At 39.6% G+C, this 20,373-nt stretch carries 14 protein-coding genes; all 14 read left to right on the forward strand.

Features of this window, described 5'->3' with window-relative positions:
* The first annotated feature begins 47 nt into the window (after positions 1–47).
* The 14 genes from M030_RS0119495 to M030_RS26000 all read left to right on the forward strand — a co-directional run bounded on the left by M030_RS0119495 (position 48) and on the right by M030_RS26000 (position 20,363).
* A complete protein-coding gene (locus M030_RS0119495; protein WP_002981104.1) occupies positions 48–4,415 on the forward strand; it encodes a CusA/CzcA family heavy metal efflux RND transporter in 4,368 nt (1,455 codons plus the stop codon).
* A 7-nt stretch (positions 4,416–4,422) separates the two neighbouring features.
* The gene (locus M030_RS0119500) at positions 4,423–5,700 is read left to right on the forward strand and encodes an efflux RND transporter periplasmic adaptor subunit (RefSeq protein WP_002981103.1); all 1,278 of its coding nucleotides are present in this window, start codon (positions 4,423–4,425) and stop codon (positions 5,698–5,700) included.
* A 17-nt stretch (positions 5,701–5,717) separates the two neighbouring features.
* A complete protein-coding gene (locus M030_RS0119505) occupies positions 5,718–7,763 on the forward strand; it encodes a heavy metal translocating P-type ATPase (protein ID WP_002981102.1) in 2,046 nt (681 codons plus the stop codon).
* 335 nt (positions 7,764–8,098) lie between these two features.
* Positions 8,099–8,923 carry an RteC domain-containing protein gene (locus tag M030_RS0119515; RefSeq protein WP_002981101.1) on the forward strand — a complete coding sequence of 275 codons (825 nt, stop codon included), beginning with the start codon at positions 8,099–8,101 and terminating at the stop codon, positions 8,921–8,923.
* 115 nt (positions 8,924–9,038) lie between these two features.
* Positions 9,039–9,602, forward strand: a complete 564-nt coding sequence (locus M030_RS0119520) for a helix-turn-helix domain-containing protein (protein ID WP_024566623.1) — start codon at positions 9,039–9,041, stop codon at positions 9,600–9,602.
* An 88-nt stretch (positions 9,603–9,690) separates the two neighbouring features.
* On the forward strand, positions 9,691–12,102 hold the full coding sequence (locus M030_RS0119525) for a heavy metal translocating P-type ATPase (RefSeq protein WP_027374962.1): 2,412 nt from the start codon (positions 9,691–9,693) through the stop codon (positions 12,100–12,102).
* 99 nt (positions 12,103–12,201) lie between these two features.
* Positions 12,202–12,423, forward strand: a complete 222-nt coding sequence (locus M030_RS0119530; protein ID WP_002981097.1) for a heavy-metal-associated domain-containing protein — start codon at positions 12,202–12,204, stop codon at positions 12,421–12,423.
* A 261-nt stretch (positions 12,424–12,684) separates the two neighbouring features.
* Entirely contained in the window at positions 12,685–12,864 is a 180-nt protein-coding gene (locus M030_RS0119535; protein WP_027374963.1) for a hypothetical protein, read from the forward strand.
* Between the two features lie 268 nt (positions 12,865–13,132).
* Positions 13,133–14,008, forward strand: coding sequence for a DUF3347 domain-containing protein (locus M030_RS0119540; RefSeq protein WP_027374964.1), 876 nt, complete (start codon positions 13,133–13,135; stop codon positions 14,006–14,008).
* Positions 14,009–14,022: 14 nt separating this feature from the next.
* Positions 14,023–14,328: a hypothetical protein gene (locus tag M030_RS0119545; RefSeq protein ID WP_002981094.1), complete on the forward strand. Its 306-nt coding sequence runs from the start codon at positions 14,023–14,025 to the stop codon at positions 14,326–14,328.
* A gap of 18 nt (positions 14,329–14,346) precedes the next feature.
* The gene (locus tag M030_RS0119550; RefSeq protein ID WP_027374965.1) at positions 14,347–16,467 is read left to right on the forward strand and encodes a heavy metal translocating P-type ATPase; all 2,121 of its coding nucleotides are present in this window, start codon (positions 14,347–14,349) and stop codon (positions 16,465–16,467) included.
* Positions 16,468–16,473: 6 nt separating this feature from the next.
* Positions 16,474–17,112, forward strand: a complete 639-nt coding sequence (locus tag M030_RS0119555) for a DUF3347 domain-containing protein (protein ID WP_024566629.1) — start codon at positions 16,474–16,476, stop codon at positions 17,110–17,112.
* Positions 17,113–17,127: 15 nt separating this feature from the next.
* On the forward strand, positions 17,128–18,420 hold the full coding sequence (locus tag M030_RS25995) for an efflux RND transporter permease subunit (protein ID WP_002981091.1): 1,293 nt from the start codon (positions 17,128–17,130) through the stop codon (positions 18,418–18,420).
* A complete protein-coding gene (locus tag M030_RS26000) occupies positions 18,417–20,363 on the forward strand; it encodes an efflux RND transporter permease subunit (RefSeq protein ID WP_027374966.1) in 1,947 nt (648 codons plus the stop codon). Before M030_RS25995 ends, M030_RS26000 begins: the two co-directional genes overlap by 4 nt.
* Positions 20,364–20,373 lie beyond the last annotated feature (10 nt).

Consider the following 20,373-nt stretch of genomic DNA (forward strand, 5'->3'; position numbering starts at 1 on the left):
TGGAAGAATTTATATCCACTATTTATTAATCTTTAATCATATGAATTGTGTTAGACAGTATCATAAAATTTAGTATAAAGAACAAACTTGTCATCGGAATAATGACATTGTTACTCATTATTTGGGGAGTGTGGAGTGCCACAAAATTACCCATTGATGCCGTACCCGATATTACAAATAATCAGGTACAAATAATTACGGTTTGCCCAACATTGGCAGCTCAGGAAGTAGAACAATTAGTTACCTTTCCCATAGAGCAAAGCATTGCTAATATTCCCGATTTAGAAGAAACCAGAAGTATTTCGAGGTTTGGTTTGTCCGTAATTACAGTTGTATTCAAGGAAAAAGTAGATATTTATTTTGCCCGACAGCTCATTAACGAAAAACTGAAAGAAGCAGAAGAAAAAATTCCGAATGGAATAGGAACGCCGGAACTGGCTCCGGTAAGTACAGGACTTGGTCAGATATACGAATATATAATACATCCCAAAAAGGGAAGTGAAAATAAATACAATGCCAAAGACCTACGTACAATGCAGGACTGGATTGTAGCAAGGCAACTGTATGGTACTCCCGGAATTGCAGAAGTAAATAGTTTTGGCGGCGAGCTAAAACAATATGAAGTAGCTGTTAATCCTAGTCGCTTAAAGGCTATGGATGTAAGTATTACCGATATTTTCAACGCTCTTGAAAGAAACAACCAAAATACAGGGGGAGCATATATTGATAAGAAACCAAGTGCTTATTTTGTTAGAGGTATTGGTATGGTTACATCATTAGATGATATAAAAAACATTAGTGTAAAGAATAATCCTGGCAGTGTTCCAATTTTTATAAAAGATGTGGCGGATGTACGATTTGGTAATGCTGTAAGATATGGAGCAATGACATATAATGGAGATGTTGATGCAGTAGGTGGTGTTGTGATGATGTTAAAAGGCGAAAACGCCAATAATGTAATTGAAAAAATAAAAGAAAAGCTTCCTACTATACAAAAGTCATTACCTGATGATATTATTATTGAGCCCTATATAGACCGTTCAGTTTTAGTTGACAAGGCAATGAGTACCGTAGAAAAAAACCTGATAGAAGGTGCATTGATTGTAATCTTTGTATTGGTACTTTTTTTAGGAAATTTTAGAGCAGGATTAATTGTAGCTTCCGCTATTCCCTTAGCAATGCTGTTTGCCTTGGCGATGATGAATGTGTTTGGTGTAAGCGCCAACTTAATGAGTTTGGGAGCCATAGATTTTGGGTTGATTGTAGATGGGGCAGTAATTGTTGTGGAAGCCACATTGCATCATTTAGGCTTACGAAAATCTAAACAAAGGCTTACACAAACTGAAATGGATGAGGAAGTTTTTCTGTCTGCCTCCAAAATTCGTAGTAGTGCAGCATTTGGTGAAATCATTATACTAATTGTTTACATTCCTATTCTTACGTTAGTGGGCGTAGAAGGCAAAATGTTCCGTCCGATGGCACAGACTGTAGGTTTTGCCATTTTTGGAGCTTTGATTTTATCCTTAACATACATACCTATGATGTGTGCTTTGTTCTTATCCAAAAAGCCTTCACATAAAGAAACCTTTTCCGATAGAATGATGAATTGGTTACAAAGAAAATATCAGCCTTTGCTTGAAAAAGCGATTAGCATAAAGTATTGGTTCGTTGGTATCGCCATTGCCATATTTGCAATTAGTATTTTCTTGTTTAGCCGAATGGGAGGAGAATTTATACCCCAACTACAAGAAGGAGAATATGCGTTTGAATTTAAAATGCCTATTGAAACCTCATTATCACAAAGTATAGAAACTTCGATGCTTGCTTCGAGAATTGCCAAACAATTTGATGAAGTAAAAATGGTGGTAGGTAGAACTGGAGCTGGTGAAGTACCTACTGACCCAATGCCTCCAAGTGCAACAGATTTAATAATTATTCTTAAGCCTGAAAGTGAATGGAAATCCGGAAGGACATACGATGAATTAGGCGATGCAATAGAAGAAAAAATAGCCGTAATACCTGGCATTATTGTCGAAAAAAGCCAACCCATTCAAATGCGCTTTAACGAACTTATGACAGGGGTAAAACAAGATGTTGCAATTAAGATTTTCGGAGAAAATTTAGACACACTAGCGTTAAATGCCGATAAGGTTAGCAAAGTTATACAAACAGTAAAGGGAGTTACAGTGCCTCAGGTAGAACTGGTAAGCGGGTTACCTCAAATTAATATTGAATACGACCGAACTCGTTTAGCCAATTATGGAGTAAATGTAGAAGATGTAAATAATGTTGTAAGTACTGCTTTTGCAGGAAAAAGTGCAGGTGTGGTTTTTGAGAATGAAAGGCGATTTGATTTAGTTGTGCGTTTAGATAGTACCTATAGAGGTAGTATTGAAGATGTAAACAATATGATGATACCAACTAGCACAGGCAGTCAAATTCCTCTATCACAGGTGGCTACAATTGACTATAAATTAGGACCTGCGCAGATAAGCCGTGAAGCTGGAAAGAGAAGAATTGTAATTGGTTTTAATGTTGCAGGCAGAGATGTACAAAGTGTGGTAGAAGAAATTCAAAAAAAGTTGAACAACCAAGTAAAATTACCATCAGGGTATTATTTCACTTATGGAGGACAGTTTGAAAATTTACAGGAAGCAAGCAATAGATTACTGATAGCTGTTCCAGTTTCTTTAATATTGATATTTGTACTGCTTTACTTTACTTTCAGTTCCTTTAAACAGGCAGGATTAATTTTTACAGCCATCCCAATGAGTGCAATTGGAGGAATACTAGCTTTGTTACTTCGAGGAATGCCTTTTAGCATCAGCGCAGGTATTGGATTTATTGCATTGTTTGGCGTTGCTGTCCTAAACGGAATTGTACTGATAGGTATTTTCAATCAATTAGAAAAAGAAGGAGAAAAAGATGTATTGAAACGGGTAATCGAAGGAACTAAAATCCGTTTGAGACCAGTTTTGATGACTGCAACAGTAGCCAGTTTAGGATTTCTGCCAATGGCTTTGAGCAGTAGTGCAGGCGCAGAGGTACAAAAACCATTGGCTACAGTTGTTATCGGTGGTTTGGTAACTGCAACATTCCTTACCCTATTCGTACTGCCTCTATTGTATATCATCTTCAATTCAAAAATTAATTTAAAAAGAAAATTTAAAGTGAAACCCATTACAACTATCGTTGTGTTACTGCTATCATTGGTAGGTTTTACAGCAAACGCACAAACGAAAGATTTATCCAGTGTTGATGAAGCAATAAACATCGCGCTGAAAAATAATCAAACCATAAAGGCTTCAGATTTAGAAATTGATGCAAGTAAAGCCTTGAAAAAAACTGCCGGAGAATTACCAAAATTAGGTTTTAATGCACAATTGGGGCAGTACAACAGTACAAAATTCGACCAGTCTTTTGAAGTGGCACAAACTATTCCTTTTCCTACATTATTCGGAGCAAAAAAACAATTGATTAATGCCGAAATAAAAGGGAAAGAATTACAGAAAAATCTTACCGTACTAGAGTTAAAAACGCAGGTCAGAACTTACTATTATCAAATCCTATATTTGCAACATAACCAAAAGCAATTACAACAGTTAGATAGTCTGTACAGCGATTTTATAGAAATAGCACAGCTTCGTTATAAAACCGGCGATACAAAAAAAGTGGACATCAGTACGGCAGAAGCTAAGAAAGGGGAAATCAATTTATTGTTAAAACAGAATAAAGTGTTTTTAAATAATGCTGTTGCCAGTCTGAAAACTTTGATGAATACAAGAGAGGATTTTCTCATTGCAGAAAATGGAATTTTTCAACCTTTACAAATCAGCAATTTATTGGATAATGATGTAGTAGCAAGTCATCCCGCCATTCAATCCTTGTATCAGGATGCTGTTATTGCAGAACAGACCAAAAAGGTAGAACGTTCCCAAGGTTTACCTGATTTTACAATTGGTTTTACAAATCAATCTTTAATAGGTTTTCACACAGTAAATGGTATGGAAAAATATTTTAATTCTGGTAACCGTTTCAATTCTGTAAATATTGGCATTGCAATTCCTATCACTTATGGTGCTACCAAAGCAAGGATAAAATCTTTGGACTTCAGAAAACAGGCTTCCGAAGCCAATGCTCAGCAGCAGCAGCAAGCATTAACAACACAATTACAAAATGCTTTGCAGCAATACCAACAGGATATGCAACAGTTTAATTATTTTCAGCAAGAAGCATTGCCTAATGCCAAAGAAATAGTATCAGCGGCACAATTAGGGTATAAAACAGGAGAAATTAGCTATGTGGAATATCTTTTTGCATTGCAAACCGCAACCGACATTCAATTAAATTATCTGAAAAGTATTCAGCAGGTAAACCAGTCTGTAATCAATATTTATTCTCTCATTAATCAATAAGTAAAAAATGAAATTCAACATAAATAAAATCACAATTGTAACAGTGATAACTGTTTTAATATTTGCATTTTCCGCTTGCAATAATCAGAAAGATGGAAATGGGCAGAACCAGGAAGCAAAAGAAATTCAAAGAGAAGAAGCCGAGGAAGAAGTACCAACCATTGCCACTCTTTCAGAGGAACAATTAAAGATAGTTGGAATAAAAATAGGCACAATAGAACAAAGAGAGCTGTCTGCAACTATCAAAGCAAATGGAAATCTGAATGTTCCTAATAACAACAAAGCCAACGCTACAACTTTATATGGTGGAGTGATAAGAACATTGAAAGTTCAAATTGGGGATTATGTTAGAAAGGGTGAAATAATAGCAACTATTGCCAATCCGCAGTTTATACAATTACAGGAAGAATATTTGAGTGTAGTAAGTAAGATAACTTTTGCAGAGCAAGAGCTATCAAGACAAAAAGAGTTAAATGAAGGAAATGCTGGCGCAAAGAAAAATTTACAAAGTGCAACAGCCGAATTGAACAGCCTTCGTACTCGAAAAGCGTCTTTACATCAACAACTACAATTAATGGGCATCAATCCCAGCACCTTATCAAACAGTAATTTGAAATCTGCTCTGACAGTAATTAGTCCTTTAAATGGCACAGTAAGTAATGTTTACGCTAAAATTGGAAGTTATGTAGATGTTTCTTCGCCGGTAATTGAAATAGTAGATAACAGCTCATTACATTTGGATTTACAAGTATTCGAAAAAGATTTACCACAAATAAAAATCGGGCAAACTATTCATTTTAGATTGACAAATAATCCAACCACAGAATATGAGGCTACGGTTTTCAATATCGGTTCATCTTTTCAAAACGAGAGTAAAACTATTGCTGTACGTTGTCGTATAAAAGGTAGTAAAATTGGTTTAATTGATGGAATGAACATAACAGGGGTTGTAAGCTTAAGCAATGTAACTACACCTGCTGTTCCCAATGATGCCATCGTAAATACTGATGGTAAATATTATATTTTCGTACAAACCGATAAAAAAGCAGAAGAGCATCACGAAGAAGGTAAAGAAGAAGAAAATCATAAAGATGCTGATAAAAATGAAAAGGAAGATAAGGCAAGTATAAATTTTGAAAAAATAGAAATATTGAAAGGGGTATCTGATATGGGGTATACCGCAATTACTTTTATCAAACAAGTTCCTGCCAATCCAAAAATCGTTGTAAAAGGAGCATTTTTTGTAAATGCAAAATTATCTAATGCAGGAGAAGACGAAGATTAACCAATAATAACTAAACGATGATAAATACAGATAAAAATCACAAGCATATTTATGATGCGCAGGGCAAGCAACTCTGCTGCACGGAGGAAAACAAAAACGATGCCCAAACAAATACAGGGCAGAGTACTGATAATGTTTGTTGCTCAACGGATGAAAAAGTTAATCAAAAGAGCAATGAACGAAGTGAAGCTGTTGATAAAAACAGCGTTATAAAAATGTTTTTACCAGGAATTATTTCTTTGGTACTATTGCTAATTGCTATTTACTTAGACAATGTCTTGAAACCTGAATGGTTTCAAGGTTGGGTAAGAACTGTTTGGTATATAATAGCTTATGCACCAGTCGGATTTCCTGTAATTAAAGAAGCTTTTGAAAGTATTGGTAAAGGCGATGTTTTTTCAGAATTTTTGCTGATGAGTATTGCTACTATTGGAGCCTTTACCATTGGTGAATACCCCGAGGGTGTTGCTGTAATGCTGTTTTATGCTGTTGGTGAAGTCTTTCAGTCATTAGCAGTAAAGAGAGCTAAAACAAATATCAAATCTTTACTCGACCAACGTCCTGATGAAGTAACCATTTTACAAGGCACTCAAACAAAAGTTGTAAAAGCTGAAACAGTTACTATTGGAGAGATAATACAATTGAAGCCTGGAGAAAAGTTAGGATTGGACGGAGAATTATTGTCCGAAGCTGCATCTTTCAATACAGCAGCTCTTACGGGTGAGAGCAAGCCTGACACTAAATCAAAAGGTGAAACGGTACTGGCAGGGATGATAAACTTAAATACCGTTTCACAGGTAAAAGTGACAACCGCCTATACGGATAGTAAACTAAGTAAAATTTTAGAACTGGTACAAAACGCTACTTCTCAAAAAGCTCCTACAGAATTATTCATCAGAAAATTTGCAAAAGTATATACACCAATTGTAGTGCTGTTAGCTATTCTAATTACAGCATTGCCCTACTTCTTTGTAGAAAATTATGTGTTCAGCCAATGGTTGTATCGTGCTTTGGTATTCCTTGTTATCTCTTGCCCTTGTGCATTGGTAATAAGTATTCCTTTAGGCTACTTTGGCGGAATTGGGGCAGCGAGTAAAAATGGAATATTGGTTAAGGGAAGCAACTTTTTGGATGTTCTTGCCAGCATACAAAATGTAGTAATGGATAAGACAGGTACAATGACGGAGGGCGTATTTAAAGTTCAGGAAGTTGTATTTGACAAGGCATTTGATGAGAAAGAAATTTTAGAAATGGTCAATGCTTTGGAAAGCCATAGTAGCCACCCCGTAGCAACTGCCATTCAAGAATATGTAGGCGATGTAAACCACAATATCCCATTAGAAAATATAGAGGAAATTGCAGGACACGGACTAAAGGCTAATGTAAATGGGAAAGAATTATTGGTAGGGAATTTTAAGCTGATGGATAAATTTTCTATTACTTATGACATAGACCCGAACAGCATTGTCTACACGGTAATCGCAGTGGCTTATGATAGAAAGTTTGTTGGTTACATTACCATTGCGGACAGCATAAAAGAAGACGCACAGGAAACCATAAATCTATTGCATAAGCTCAATGTTAAAGCTACTATGCTTAGCGGAGATAAAAGTACGGTTGTAAAGTATGTAGCGGAACAGTTGGGGATAGATAATGCTTTCGGAGATTTATTGCCTGAAGATAAAGTAAACAGAGTTAAAGAAATTAAAGCCAAAGGCGGAAGCGTTGCTTTTGTTGGCGACGGTGTAAACGATGCGCCTGTTGTGGCTTTGAGCGATGCGGGTATTGCAATGGGCGGTTTGGGAAGCGATGCGACCATTGAAACGGCAGATGTGGTAATACAAGACGACAAACCGAGTAAAATACCTATGGCAATCAATATAGGCAAGCAGACAAAGAAAATCGTTTGGCAAAATATAGCTTTAGCATTCGGAGTAAAAGCTATTGTACTAGTTTTGGGAGCTGGGGGCTTAGCGACTATGTGGGAAGCTGTTTTTGCAGATGTTGGGGTTGCCTTATTAGCTATACTAAACGCAGTAAGGATACAGCGGATGAAATTTTAAGATTAGAACATCCTAATGATGAATAAAACAGACAATTCGTAAGAAAGGCAAAAGTTATCAAATGTCAATTTGTCGAAGGAGAAGAAGAAGAAGAAAAGACCTTCGCTCTTTATGATACTTTTTGGGATATTTTTTAGCTCTGTGTCTTATTGCTTTGATATACATAAAATTAGACACTATTATATCTATCCCTATCACTAAAAATGGACTTATTAGTTCTGTATCGAGCAAAAACCAAAGTTCCAAAAGAGAAACCCGAAAATGCAAATTTCTTTCAAATATGACAGTATTTGGGCTTCTCTATTATTGTTTAAAAAATAGATTTAGGATAACGGATGGATAAATTTTATAACGAAACGCTGGCTAAGCTGGAAAACGAAATCAAAGAATTTGAGATTGAAGCAGACTGTTCGATAGAACGCATTGAAGCAGTTATACAACTTATTATCAAATGTTTATTCGACGTAAAAAAATATATTTTAAAAAGAGGATTTAAGAATGTTGATGAAGAAATTCGCTTTTTTAAATATCAAAAGCCAATTATCGTTTCAAAGCTCATCTATTATAATGCCATCTATAAAATCGAAACGAGAAGACCGTATGGAAATAAGCGTACCAAGAAATATTTTGTCAAAGAACTGAAAAAGCTAAAAAGGTTCTTTGAAAATAACCTTGATTTTTATAAGTATTACCGTAGCAATAATTCTTTCTTTGACGAACAATTTTTTGTACGTGGCAAGCACGATATAAGACTATGGTTAGACACTTTTTATTTTGAGGCAGACCATCGCTTTTCTACTTCGCACGATTATAAGGTTGCCAAGATAATTGCTAATGACCTGATACAGGTATATTTGGAAGACAGGTTAAATAACATCAACGTTAAAAAGGTTTCAGATAATTCGTTGATATGGACAGCAAGCAAAACTGCACTCACGGAACTCATTTATGCACTGTACTCCCACGGTGCATTTAACAATGGGAATACAGAAATAAAATTGATAGCCAAAACGTTTGAAGATGCCTTCAATATTGAGTTAGGCGACTTTTACCATACGTTTATGGAACTTAAAGCCCGCAAAATAAACCGAACGAAATTCCTCGACAGGCTGTGTGAAGCACTGATAAAGAAAATGGACGAACAAGATGAAAAACAGTAAGTATATATGTACACAGGCTTTATTCCTCTTGGCAAGAAGTCAGAGTAATTAAACTTAAATTGTAAATTTGTTTATTGCTTATGTATTAAATACTAAACGTAGTCAGTAAATAAATATGAATACAATCTTTATTAAAAATATGGTTTGCGACCGTTGCATTATGGTGGTACAAAACGAATTGGAAAAACTGGGATTAGATGCTAAAAATATAAAACTGGGCGAAGTTATTCTTTCCAAAGAAATAACATCTCTGGAAAAAGAGAATTTGTCCAAAACTTTAGAGCCATTAGGATTTGAAGTAATTGACGATAAAAAAGGCAGGATAATAGAAAAGATAAAGAACATTATCATTGACCTGGTACACCATCAGGATAGTGATGTAAAAACCAACCTTTCCGATGTATTGAGTGACAAATTGCATCACGATTACAATTACCTGTCCAATCTGTTTTCAGAGGTAGAGGGTACAACCATTGAAAAATACTTTATCGCCCAAAAGGTGGAGAAAGTCAAAGAATTGTTGGTGTATGATGAGTTGTCATTAAGTGAGATTGCGAACCGCCTAAATTATTCGAGCGTGGCATATTTGAGTAACCAGTTTAAAAAAGTTACCGGGCTAACACCAAGCCATTTCAAACAGATTAAAGAGGATAAAAGAAAACCGTTGGATAAAGTGTAAGTAAATCTTACAAATCAAATCCAAAATTTCACAACAGTACCCATAAATATAATAGCCAATTTTGTATTGTAAATTAAAGCAGGCAAATATGGCGACAAACAGAGAAAATATATACATTCCATTGGAGGATGTAGAAAGCGAACACTGTGCATTAATCGTTGAAAAGGGATTGGCACAGGTAAAAGGCGTAGAAACCCATAAAGTAGAGCTGAACAACCGAAGGGCAGCGATTACAGTAGATAGCAATGAAACCGTAGGCGAGGCTGTTAAGGCAATTAAAGATTTAGGTTACGGAGTTCCTACGGTTAAAAGTGCTTTTCCGGTATTGGGCATGACCTGTGCATCCTGTGCGGGCAGTGCCGAAAGCATTGTGAAATACCAACCGGGAGTAGTTAATGCTTCCGTGAACTTTGCAACGGGCAATCTTACCGTGGAATATCTGCCCAATATGACCGATGCCTCCACCCTGCAAAAAGCGGTTCAGGGAGTAGGTTACGACCTATTGATTGAAGACGAAACCAAGCAGCAGGAAACGCTCGAAGCCATCCACGAAAAGAAATTCCGAACCTTGAAAAACAAGACCATTTGGGCAATTATCCTTTCCCTGCCCGTGGTAATCATAGGAATGTTCTTTATGGATATGCCCTATGCAGACCCGATAATGTGGCTCTTTTCCACGCCCGTTGTAATATGGTTGGGCAGGGATTTTTTTGTAAACGCTTGGAAGCAGGCAAAGCACCGTTCCGCCAATATGGATACGCTGGTGGCATTGAGTACAGGTATTGCCTACCTGTTCAGTGTTTTCAATATGCTGTTTGCCGACTTTTGGCATCAACGGGGACTGCATGCTCACGTATATTTTGAAGCGGCTGCCGTTATTATCGCATTCATCCTCTTGGGAAAACTGCTGGAAGAAAGAGCCAAAGGCAACACCTCTTCAGCCATTAAGAAGCTGATGGGCTTGCAGCCAAAAACGGTCATCGTGGTACAGGCGGACGGAACGGAAAAGCAGACCGCTATCGAAGACGTAAGCGCAGGCGATGTGATACTCGTAAAGCCCGGTGAAAAGATTGCGGTAGACGGCATGGTCATATCGGGCAATTCGTATGTGGACGAAAGCATGTTAAGCGGTGAGCCTGTACCTGTATTGAAAAAAGAAAAAGAAAAAGTATTTGCAGGAACGATTAACCAAAAAGGCAGCTTCCGGTTCAGGGCGGTAAAAGTGGGCAAAGAAACCATGCTTGCCCACATCATCAAAAGGGTGCAGGATGCACAGGGAAGCAAAGCACCCGTACAGAAACTGGTCGATAGGATTGCGGGCATCTTTGTTCCCACAGTGATAGGTATTGCCATCCTGACATTTACGCTATGGTTGATTTTGGGAGGCGAAAACGGGGTTGTTCAAGGTCTGTTGGCAGCCGTTACGGTATTGGTCATTGCCTGCCCCTGTGCTTTAGGCTTAGCGACACCCACCGCTATTATGGTAGGCGTTGGTAAAGGTGCTGAAAATGGCATTTTGATAAAGGATGCCGAAAGTTTGGAACTGGCCAAAAAAGTAAATGCCATCGTTTTGGACAAAACCGGAACCATCACCGAGGGAAGACCACAGGTAACGGGCATTAAATGGCTGAACAATGAGGACACTGCAAAAGAAATCCTTTTGAGCATCGAAAAGCAATCCGAGCATCCATTGGCAGAAGCCGTAGTGAAGCATCTTGGCGATGTAGCGACCACCTCTTTATCCATGTTCGACAGCATTACGGGCAAAGGCGCAAAAGCAGACCATGACAACGAAACCTATTATGTAGGCAACAAAAAGCTATTGGCAGAAAACAACATTGCCATTGCCGGAGAATTACAAGACCAGGCCGAAGAATGGGGCAAACAGTCTAAAACCGTTATCTGGTTTGCAAACAGCAAAAAGGCTCTTGCTGTAATCGCTATCGCCGATAAGATTAAGGAAACATCGGTGCAGGCTATCCGGGAAATGCAGGAAATGGGCATTGACCTGTATATGCTGACCGGAGATAATGAAGCTACCGCTAAAGCCATTGCGGAGCAGACAGGCATCAAGCATTACAAAGCCGAAGTTTTGCCACAGCACAAAGCCGACTTTGTGAAAGAACTGCAAAGTAAAGGAAAGGTAGTGGCAATGGTGGGCGATGGTATCAACGACAGCACCGCATTGGCAACAGCCGATGTAAGTATCGCAATGGGCAAAGGCAGCGACATCGCAATGGACGTAGCCAAGATGACCATCATTTCGTCCGACCTGACCAAGATACCGCAGGCAATACGCTTGTCCAAACAGACCGTAGCCACCATCAAGCAAAACCTGTTCTGGGCGTTTATCTACAACGTAATCGGCATTCCGGTAGCGGCAGGCATCCTTTACCCTGTTAACGGCTTCCTGCTCAACCCGATGATTGCGGGTGCGGCAATGGCATTGAGCAGCGTGAGCGTGGTCAGTAACAGCCTGCGGTTGAAGTGGAAGAAATAAAACAGTAAATCTCACAAATCAAACAAGAAATTACACAACAATAACTAACTGAATAGTACGGAAATTTGCATTATCAGATAACTCTAAAATTTGTAAACAATGGAAAATAAACAATTTCAATTCAAGACGAACATCAATTGCGGCGGTTGTATCGCATCTGTAAAGCCGCACTTGGACAAGGCAGAGGGCATCTGCCATTGGGAAGTGGACACGGCCAACAAGGACAAGGTACTTACCGTGAAGTCCGAGGGCATTACCGAGCAGGAAGTAATATCGACCGTGCAAAAGGCAGGCTTCAAAATAGAACCTTTGGATGCCTAAGCCAGCAACTTTTTGAAATGCCCTTTTTCCGACCGAATTTCCATGAGGTTGGGTTGATGAAAAAGGGCATTTTATCAATTCTGAAAAAAGGCGATAGGTTATTGCGTATATGGCATTATTTTTCCATATAGCAAAAAAAACGTAAAACTATATAAAAAACCAATCTAATTTGTAACTTTGTTGCGTTGAAAAATTATAGAATACATATAGGCATTTTGACATTGTTCTGTTTGGTTTTCTTTATGATGCCAAGTCAGAGCTATGCCTGTTCCAAAAATTCAACAAAGACCGAGCAGTCTTCCTGCTCAAAGGAGAAATCCAAAAAATCAGAACATAAAAAAGGTTGCAAGAGCAAATCCTGTAAAAAATGCAAAAGTGACAAATGCGGGGGCGGTTGTTCACACAGCTCTTGCAGGTGCGGTGCTTCAACCACTTCCCTAAATGTCCCAACCATAATCGAATTAAAGGCAAAAAATCACTTAGCAGCGGCTAAAAAGCACAAATTCGGTTTTAAAGAAGCCTACTATTCTTCGGGCTTTTTCTCCATTTGGCTACCGCCTAAAATAAGCTAAAACTATGGCCTGATAGCCATAGGTGTGTCCTGTCAGAAGCTGTTCCGGCTTTTGCAAATCCCCTATTTGTATCATTTATTCAAAATTTAAAACAGAAATGGGTTTATCAATCCCCCGTTTCTCAAAATGTAATTATTATGAAATCATTATCAAAAATAGTGATGGTAATCGCCGTATTACTATCATCAATAAACGGCTTCGCACAAATCAAGAATGCGAAAACAGAAACCGTAAAGATTTACGGCAATTGTGGTATATGCAAAACCACCATCGAAAAAGCAGGTAACGTAAAAAAGGTAGCCAGTGTTGACTGGAACAAAGATACCAAGATGGCTACGCTCACCTATGACGGCGACAAAACAAATCAGGATGAAATCCTGAAACGTATCGCTTTGGCTGGTTATGACAGTGAGAAGTTCCGTGCGCCGGATGACGTATATGCTAAACTGGCTGGTTGCTGCCAGTATGATAGACCAGTGAAGACGGTTGCCAAAAACAAGGAGGCGGGAATGGACATGAATGCCGGACATGGCAATCACGACCATAGCCAAATGGCAGCTAACAAAGATGCAGCCCAAAACCAATCACAGCTAAAGGCTGTATTTGACAACTACTTTTCAGTGAAAGATGCTTTGATAAAAACCGATGCGGCGACCGCATCTGCCAAAGCCGCTGAATTGGCTGCATCCCTTAAAGCAGTCGATATGAATAAGCTATCGGCAGAGGAACATACGGCTTGGATGAAAGTGATGCAGGACTTGACGGCCAATGCGGAAAGCATTTCAAAATCAAAAGATGTTGCAAAACAAAGAAGTGCTTTTGCGGCACTTTCGGAAAGCATCTACACACTTGCCAAAGTTTCTAAACAGGACACCCCCGTTTATTACCAGCACTGCCCTATGTACAATGGAGGTAAGGGAGCCAATTGGCTAAGTAAAGAGAATGCGGTTAAAAATCCATATTACGGCTCACAGATGCTTACCTGCGGCAGTACCGTTGAAACCATTAAATAACAGGTCTGAAAGCTATGGTACAGTACAATGACATGGTGCAGGCGCTTAAAGACCTAAGACAGCGTGGATACAGTATGGACTTTAGTCTGTTGCCGGACTGCCTGTACTGTGCGTCAAGGAGCCTGAAACTAAAACCGGAGGATTTTACGGTTACGGAAACCCATAGGTTTGAAAGCCTCGACAGCAGTCCTGATAACAATGCCGTGATTTATGCCATATCGTCCAATGATGGTAAGAATAAAGGCGTACTTGTGGATGCCTATGGTGCTTATGCCGAAGAAATGACCCATGAGATGGCAAAAAAATTAAGTGCAACATAACTTTTAAAACCCCTTATTATGAAAAAATACACGTGTCCTATGCACCCACAGGTGCTAAAAGACGAACCGGGAAAATGCCCGCTCTGTGGCATGGCATTGGTTCCCGTTGGCGGTGCGTCAGCTTCTCATGAACACACATCAGGACATGGGCATTCCGGGCATTCTCAACATGGCCATGCTGACGAAAACTTTAATAAACATGAGGGGCATCATACAGGCGATTTCCTCACACGTTTTTGGATAAGCCTTGTCATTACAATCCCTATCCTGCTCCTGTCACACATGATACAGCAATGGTTGGGTTTCTCCCTTGCTTTCAATGGCGATAAATATGTGCTGCTGGCATTGGGTACGGTGATTTATTGCTATGGAGGCTTACCGTTCCTAAAGGGAATGATTGGCGAGGTGAAAGCCAAAGCCATAGGGATGATGACACTTGTTGCCATTGCCATATCCGTAGCCTATGTTTATTCCGTAGCCGTTGTATTTGGCTTGCAGGGTATGGACTTCTTTTGGGAACTGGCAACCCTAATTGACATCATGCTGTTAGGGCATTGGCTGGAAATGCGTTCCCAAATGGCTGCTTCACGGGCATTACAGTCATTGGTGGCTTTGCTGCCCAACGATGTTACCGTGGAACGTGGCGGAGAAGCTGTAAAGATAAAGCTCGAAGACCTGCAAAGCGGTGAAACGGCTATCATAAAACCGGGAGAAAAAATTCCAGCCGATGGATTGGTACTGGAGGGGCTTTCGTATATCAACGAGAGTATGCTTACCGGAGAAAGTATTCCCGTGAAAAAGGAAAAGGACGGAAAGGTCATCGCAGGCTCTATCAATGGCGATGGTGCGCTGAAAGTTAAGGTAACAGCCGTTGGAAAAGACAGCTACCTGAACAGGGTTATCAATCTTGTGCAGGAGGCACAAGCTACTAAGTCCAATACGCAAAACCTTGCGGACAAAGTTGCCAAATGGCTCACCTTTATTGCCATTGCCGTTGGCATAGGCACATTTGCCTATTGGTATGCAAGCAGTGGAGATATTGCCTTTGCGCTTGAAAGAATGGTAACGGTAATGGTAACGGCCTGCCCGCACGCATTGGGCGTGGCTATCCCGTTGGTGGTCGCCATTTCCACAACGCTATCGGCGACCAATGGTCTGCTCATCCGCAACCGCACAGCATTTGAAACCACCCGAAAACTTTCCACTGTCATTTTTGATAAGACCGGAACGCTCACCAAAGGTTCCCATGCCGTAGAAAAGGTTATACCGTTAACAGACGAATATAATGCCGATGAGGTTATCCAGTATGCTGCCGCAGTACAGCAAAATTCGGAACACCATATCGCCAAAGGCATTATGGCTACATTGAAAGAAAAGAGCCTTGCCTTATGGAAGTCTGAAAACTTCAGCTATATGCAGGGCATAGGTGTTAAAGGTGTTGTGAACGGGAAAAATGTCGTAGCTGGCGGCCCGAATTATTTCACCGAAAACCACCTTTCCCTGCCTGAAATTCCAAACGAAATCAATCAGGAAGCAGAAACGGTCAACTTTGTCCTCATTGATGACCGGGTAATCGGCCTCATTACTTTGGCAGACAGCATCCGTGAGGGGTCGGCACAGGCGATTGAGGAACTCAAAAAAATGGGCATCAAGTCCTTTCTGCTCACCGGGGACAACGACAGGATTGCTGCTGCCGTAGCCGGAAAATTGGGTATGGACGGGTATTTGGCTAATGTGCTTCCGCACAACAAGCAGGAGAAAGTAAAGGAGTTTCAGGCAAAAGGCGAAATCGTAGCAATGACTGGTGATGGTGTAAATGATGCACCTGCACTGGCACAGGCAGATGTGGGCATTGCCGTGGGTTCCGGTACGGACGTGGCTGCCGAAACAGCGGATATCATATTGGTAGACAGCGACCCGAGGGATGTGGTCAAACTGATTGACTTCGGCAAACTTACCTACAAAAAGATGGTACAGAACCTGATATGGGCGGTTGGCTACAACGTGGTGGCAATACCGCTTGCGGCAGGCGTACTCTATCCGAATTTTGTTTTAAGTCCCGCTATGGGTGCTGTGCTGATGAGTGTAAGCACCATTGTAGTGGCTATTAACGCAAGTTTTTTAAAAATCAAAAAATAAATAAAAATGAAAAATCTAACATTATCAATCATTGCTGTTATCATGGCATTTGTAACAGTATCATGCAATCAGGCATCCAACAAAAACGAGCAGTCTTCAAAAGATACTACTGTTGTATCACAAGAACATCCTGCTTCCCACTTAAAAGGGGATGACACTGCAACTACCCCCGACGTTAGCGGTACACCGAGCGGTCAGGATGCAGAAGCTAAAAACTTTTCTATTGCACCTATAGTTACCGATTATCTATCATTAAAGAATGCTCTTGTTTCGGACGATGACAAAGCTGCCGCCAGTGCAGGGAAAAAACTGTTAGCTACGTTGAACAAAATGGATATGAAATCCATTCCTGCCGATAAACACAAAAAGTACATGGACATAGCAGACGATGCAAAAGAGCATGCAGAACATATTGGCGAAAATGTTGGTAATATCCACCACCAGCGGGAACATTTAGCCTCACTTGGCGAAGATTTGAAAGACCTGATTGATTTGTTCGGTACATCACAAACATTGTATCAAGACCATTGCCCAATGTTCAATGAAGGTAAGGGTGCTGTTTGGTTAAGCGAAACAAAGGAAATCAAAAATCCTTACTACGGTTCAAAAATGATTAGCTGTGGTTCTGTAAAAAAGCAGTATTAAAATGAAAAATAAATCATGGTACAAAAAATAATAGAACTGTCCTTGAAAAACAGGTATATCGTGCTGCTTATAGCAGCCGGTTTACTTGTTTGGGGCATTTCAGCAGTTAAGAAAAATCCGATAGATGCAATTCCTGACCTAAGTGAAAACCAAGTAATAGTTTTCACTGAATGGATGGGACGCAGTCCACAGACTATCGAAGACCAAGTAACCTACCCTTTAGTAAGCAACTTACAGGGAATACCCAAAGTAAAGAACGTAAGAGGCACATCAATGTTCGGAATGAGTTTCGTGTATATCATCTTCGATGACGATGTTGATGTTTATTGGGCTCGTACACGAGTCATGGAAAGACTTAATTATGCTCAAAGGCTATTGCCACAGGAGGTTGTACCAACGCTTGGTCCTGATGGGACAGGCGTTGGTCATATATACTGGTATCATTTGGATGCACCGCAGATGGAACTTGGAGAGCAGCGCGCATTGCAGGATTGGTATATCAAGTTAGCACTGCAAACTGTACCAGGTGTTGCAGAAGTAGCCTCCTTTGGAGGATATGAAAAACAATATCAGTTAGTCGTTGACCCCGTAAAGCTCCAGTATTACAATATCTCCCTTATGGATGTAATGAATAAAGTAAAAGCAAACAACAATGATGTTGGTGGTCGCAAATTTGAAATGGCAGATATGGCTTACATTATACGAGGTTTGGGGTATATAAAGAATACTGCTGATATTGAAAAAATTGCAGTAGGCAACTATAATGGCATTCCGGTAAGAGTAAAAGACATCGGAAGCGTACAAATGGGCGGAGATTTGCGGCTGGGTATATTTGACCAAAATGGAGAAGGAGAAGTTGTGGGAGGAATTGTAGTAATGCGCTATGGCGAAAATGCAGACCAAGTGATAAAAGCCGTTAAAGAAAAAATCAAAGATGTTGAAAAAGGTTTACCGGCTGGCGTAACATTAAAAACTTCTTATGACAGAAGTACATTAATCGAAGCAGCTATCGAAAATATCAAACATAAGCTCGCAGAGGAAATTATTGCAGTCGCCTTTATTGTAATTCTTTTCCTGTTCCACTGGCGGAGTGCATTAAGTATCATTATTCAAATTCCAGTTACCGTTGCCATCAGTTTTATCATATTGAACGCTTTTGGGTTATCATCCAATATTATGTCCCTTACCGGAATTGCGCTGGCAATCGGGGTAATTGTAGATAACGGAATTATAATGTCAGAGAACTCTTATAGAAATCTTTCCGTTTGGCAAAATGAGCGTAAACAAAAAACATCCGACCCATCATGAAAATAAAATGGTTTAAAAAGAAAGCCAATAAAAATGTTGGCTACGAAAAAATTCCAGAGGAAGTACGACTTAGTATCATTGAGAAATCATGCAAGCAGGTTTCAAGAGGCGTATTTTTTTCAACGATTATCATTATAACTTCATTTTTACCTGTATTCCTACTCACAGGGCAGGAAGGCAAACTTTTCCATCCGCTTGCTTATACCAAAACGTTTATATTGGTCGTGGATGCTTTATTGGTACTTACGCTTGCGCCGGTGCTGATTTCTTTCTTTATGAAAGGCAAGTTTAAAAGTGAGCATTCAAACCCAATAAACCGGGGCTTGGAAAAGCTGTATGAGCCTGTTATAAAATGGTGTGTAAAATGGCGAAAAACCGTATTGGGTATCAACATCGCTGCACTTATTATAAGTATTCCAATGATATTAAATCTTGGGAGGGAATTTATGCCACCACTCGATGAGGGTTCATTGTTATTTATGCCCGTTACATTACCCGATGTTTCTAATTCAGAAGCCAAACGAATATTGCAGGTTCAGGATAAGATTATTAAATCTGTACCGGAAGTAGCGCACGTTTTAGGTAAAGCTGGCAGGGCGAATACTGCTACAGATAATTCTCCAATCAGTATGATTGAAACTATCATTTTGTTAAAACCACAAAATGAATGGCGGGACGGAATAAAAAAGAATGACATCATTAATGAACTAAATGCGAAACTTCAAATGCCCGGAGTAACAAATGGTTGGACAATGCCCATTATAAACCGCATCAATATGTTATCAACCGGCATCCGTACCGATGTCGGCATAAAAGTTTATGGTCAAAATCTCGATAGCATCTATTCATTATCGCAAAAAATTAAAACGGAGCTTGATGGCGTGGCAGGTATTAAAGATATGTATGTAGAACCAATAACGGGAGGTAAATATGTTGATATTGTTATAAACCGAGATGAAATTGCCCGATACAATATAAGCATAGACGATGTAAACAATTTGGTTGAAAGCGCGTTGGGCGGTATGAAATTGACCACTACCATTGAGGGAAGGCAGCGCTTCTCTGTAAATGCCCGTTACGGACAGGATTTCAGAAATAATATTGAAGCACTTAAACGCCTGCCCGTTCAAACAATGGATTTTGGCTCTATTCCATTAGGAAGTGTTGCAGAAGTTAAGCTATCAGAGGGGGCTCCAATGATTAACTCTGAAAATGCAATGTTAAGAGGTACAGTTCTGTTCAACGTTAGGGAAAGAGACCTTGGCAGCACAGTAGAAGAAGCTAAAGCCAAGCTGAATAATATGATGCTTAAAATGCCTCAGGGATATTTTTTAGAGTGGAGTGGACAATATGAAAACCTTATAAGGGGCGAACAAACACTGAAATGGATTATGCCCATTGTATTAGTTATCATATTTCTGTCTATGTATTTTGCTTTTCATTCTATGAGAGAGGCTTTCTTCAATCTCATCAGTATTCCATTCGCTCTGATTGGAGGAGTATTTATGATTAGTCTATGGGGTGTAAACCTTTCTGTAGCTGTAGCTGTTGGATTTATTGCCCTGTTTGGCCTTGCTGTCGAAACAGGAATTGTTATGGTCATCTACCTCAATGATGCCATGCAACAATTGGTGCTATTAAAAGGAAATAGTCGTGAAACCATTACAAACGAAGACCTTAGAGAATACGTAATACACGGTGCGGCAAAACGCTTACGTCCAAAAATAATGACCGTGTGTGTAACCCTGTTCGGGCTGGTTCCCATATTATGGAGTACCGGCGTAGGCAGTGATATGATGAAACCAATCGTATTGCCGATGGTTGGAGGCGTATTTACTTCAGCAATCCATATTCTGCTGGTTACACCAATTATCTTCCTGATGCAAAAAGAATATGAGCTGAAAAAATTCGGAAAGATTGACGTATTAGATGCAGCACATTAAAATCAAAAAA

Source organism: Chryseobacterium sp. UNC8MFCol (genome assembly GCF_000482305.1).
Classification (GTDB): Bacteria; Bacteroidota; Bacteroidia; order Flavobacteriales; family Weeksellaceae; genus Chryseobacterium; species Chryseobacterium indologenes.

What these genes read in the sequence shown, in the direction of transcription:
- M030_RS0119500 (WP_002981103.1), top strand. Translation starts at nt 4,423, where the DNA reads ATGAAATTCAACATAAATAAAATCACAATTGTAACAGTGATAACTGTT.
- M030_RS0119505 (WP_002981102.1), top strand. Translation starts at nt 5,718, where the DNA reads ATGATAAATACAGATAAAAATCACAAGCATATTTATGATGCGCAGGGC.
- M030_RS0119515 (WP_002981101.1), top strand. Translation starts at nt 8,099, where the DNA reads ATGGATAAATTTTATAACGAAACGCTGGCTAAGCTGGAAAACGAAATC.
- M030_RS0119520 (WP_024566623.1), top strand. Translation starts at nt 9,039, where the DNA reads ATGAATACAATCTTTATTAAAAATATGGTTTGCGACCGTTGCATTATG.
- M030_RS0119525 (WP_027374962.1), top strand. Translation starts at nt 9,691, where the DNA reads ATGGCGACAAACAGAGAAAATATATACATTCCATTGGAGGATGTAGAA.
- M030_RS0119530 (WP_002981097.1), top strand. Translation starts at nt 12,202, where the DNA reads ATGGAAAATAAACAATTTCAATTCAAGACGAACATCAATTGCGGCGGT.
- M030_RS0119535 (WP_027374963.1), top strand. Translation starts at nt 12,685, where the DNA reads ATGCCTGTTCCAAAAATTCAACAAAGACCGAGCAGTCTTCCTGCTCAA.
- M030_RS0119540 (WP_027374964.1), top strand. Translation starts at nt 13,133, where the DNA reads ATGAAATCATTATCAAAAATAGTGATGGTAATCGCCGTATTACTATCA.
- M030_RS0119545 (WP_002981094.1), top strand. Translation starts at nt 14,023, where the DNA reads ATGGTACAGTACAATGACATGGTGCAGGCGCTTAAAGACCTAAGACAG.
- M030_RS0119550 (WP_027374965.1), top strand. Translation starts at nt 14,347, where the DNA reads ATGAAAAAATACACGTGTCCTATGCACCCACAGGTGCTAAAAGACGAA.
- M030_RS0119555 (WP_024566629.1), top strand. Translation starts at nt 16,474, where the DNA reads ATGAAAAATCTAACATTATCAATCATTGCTGTTATCATGGCATTTGTA.
- M030_RS25995 (WP_002981091.1), top strand. Translation starts at nt 17,128, where the DNA reads ATGGTACAAAAAATAATAGAACTGTCCTTGAAAAACAGGTATATCGTG.
- M030_RS26000 (WP_027374966.1), top strand. Translation starts at nt 18,417, where the DNA reads ATGAAAATAAAATGGTTTAAAAAGAAAGCCAATAAAAATGTTGGCTAC.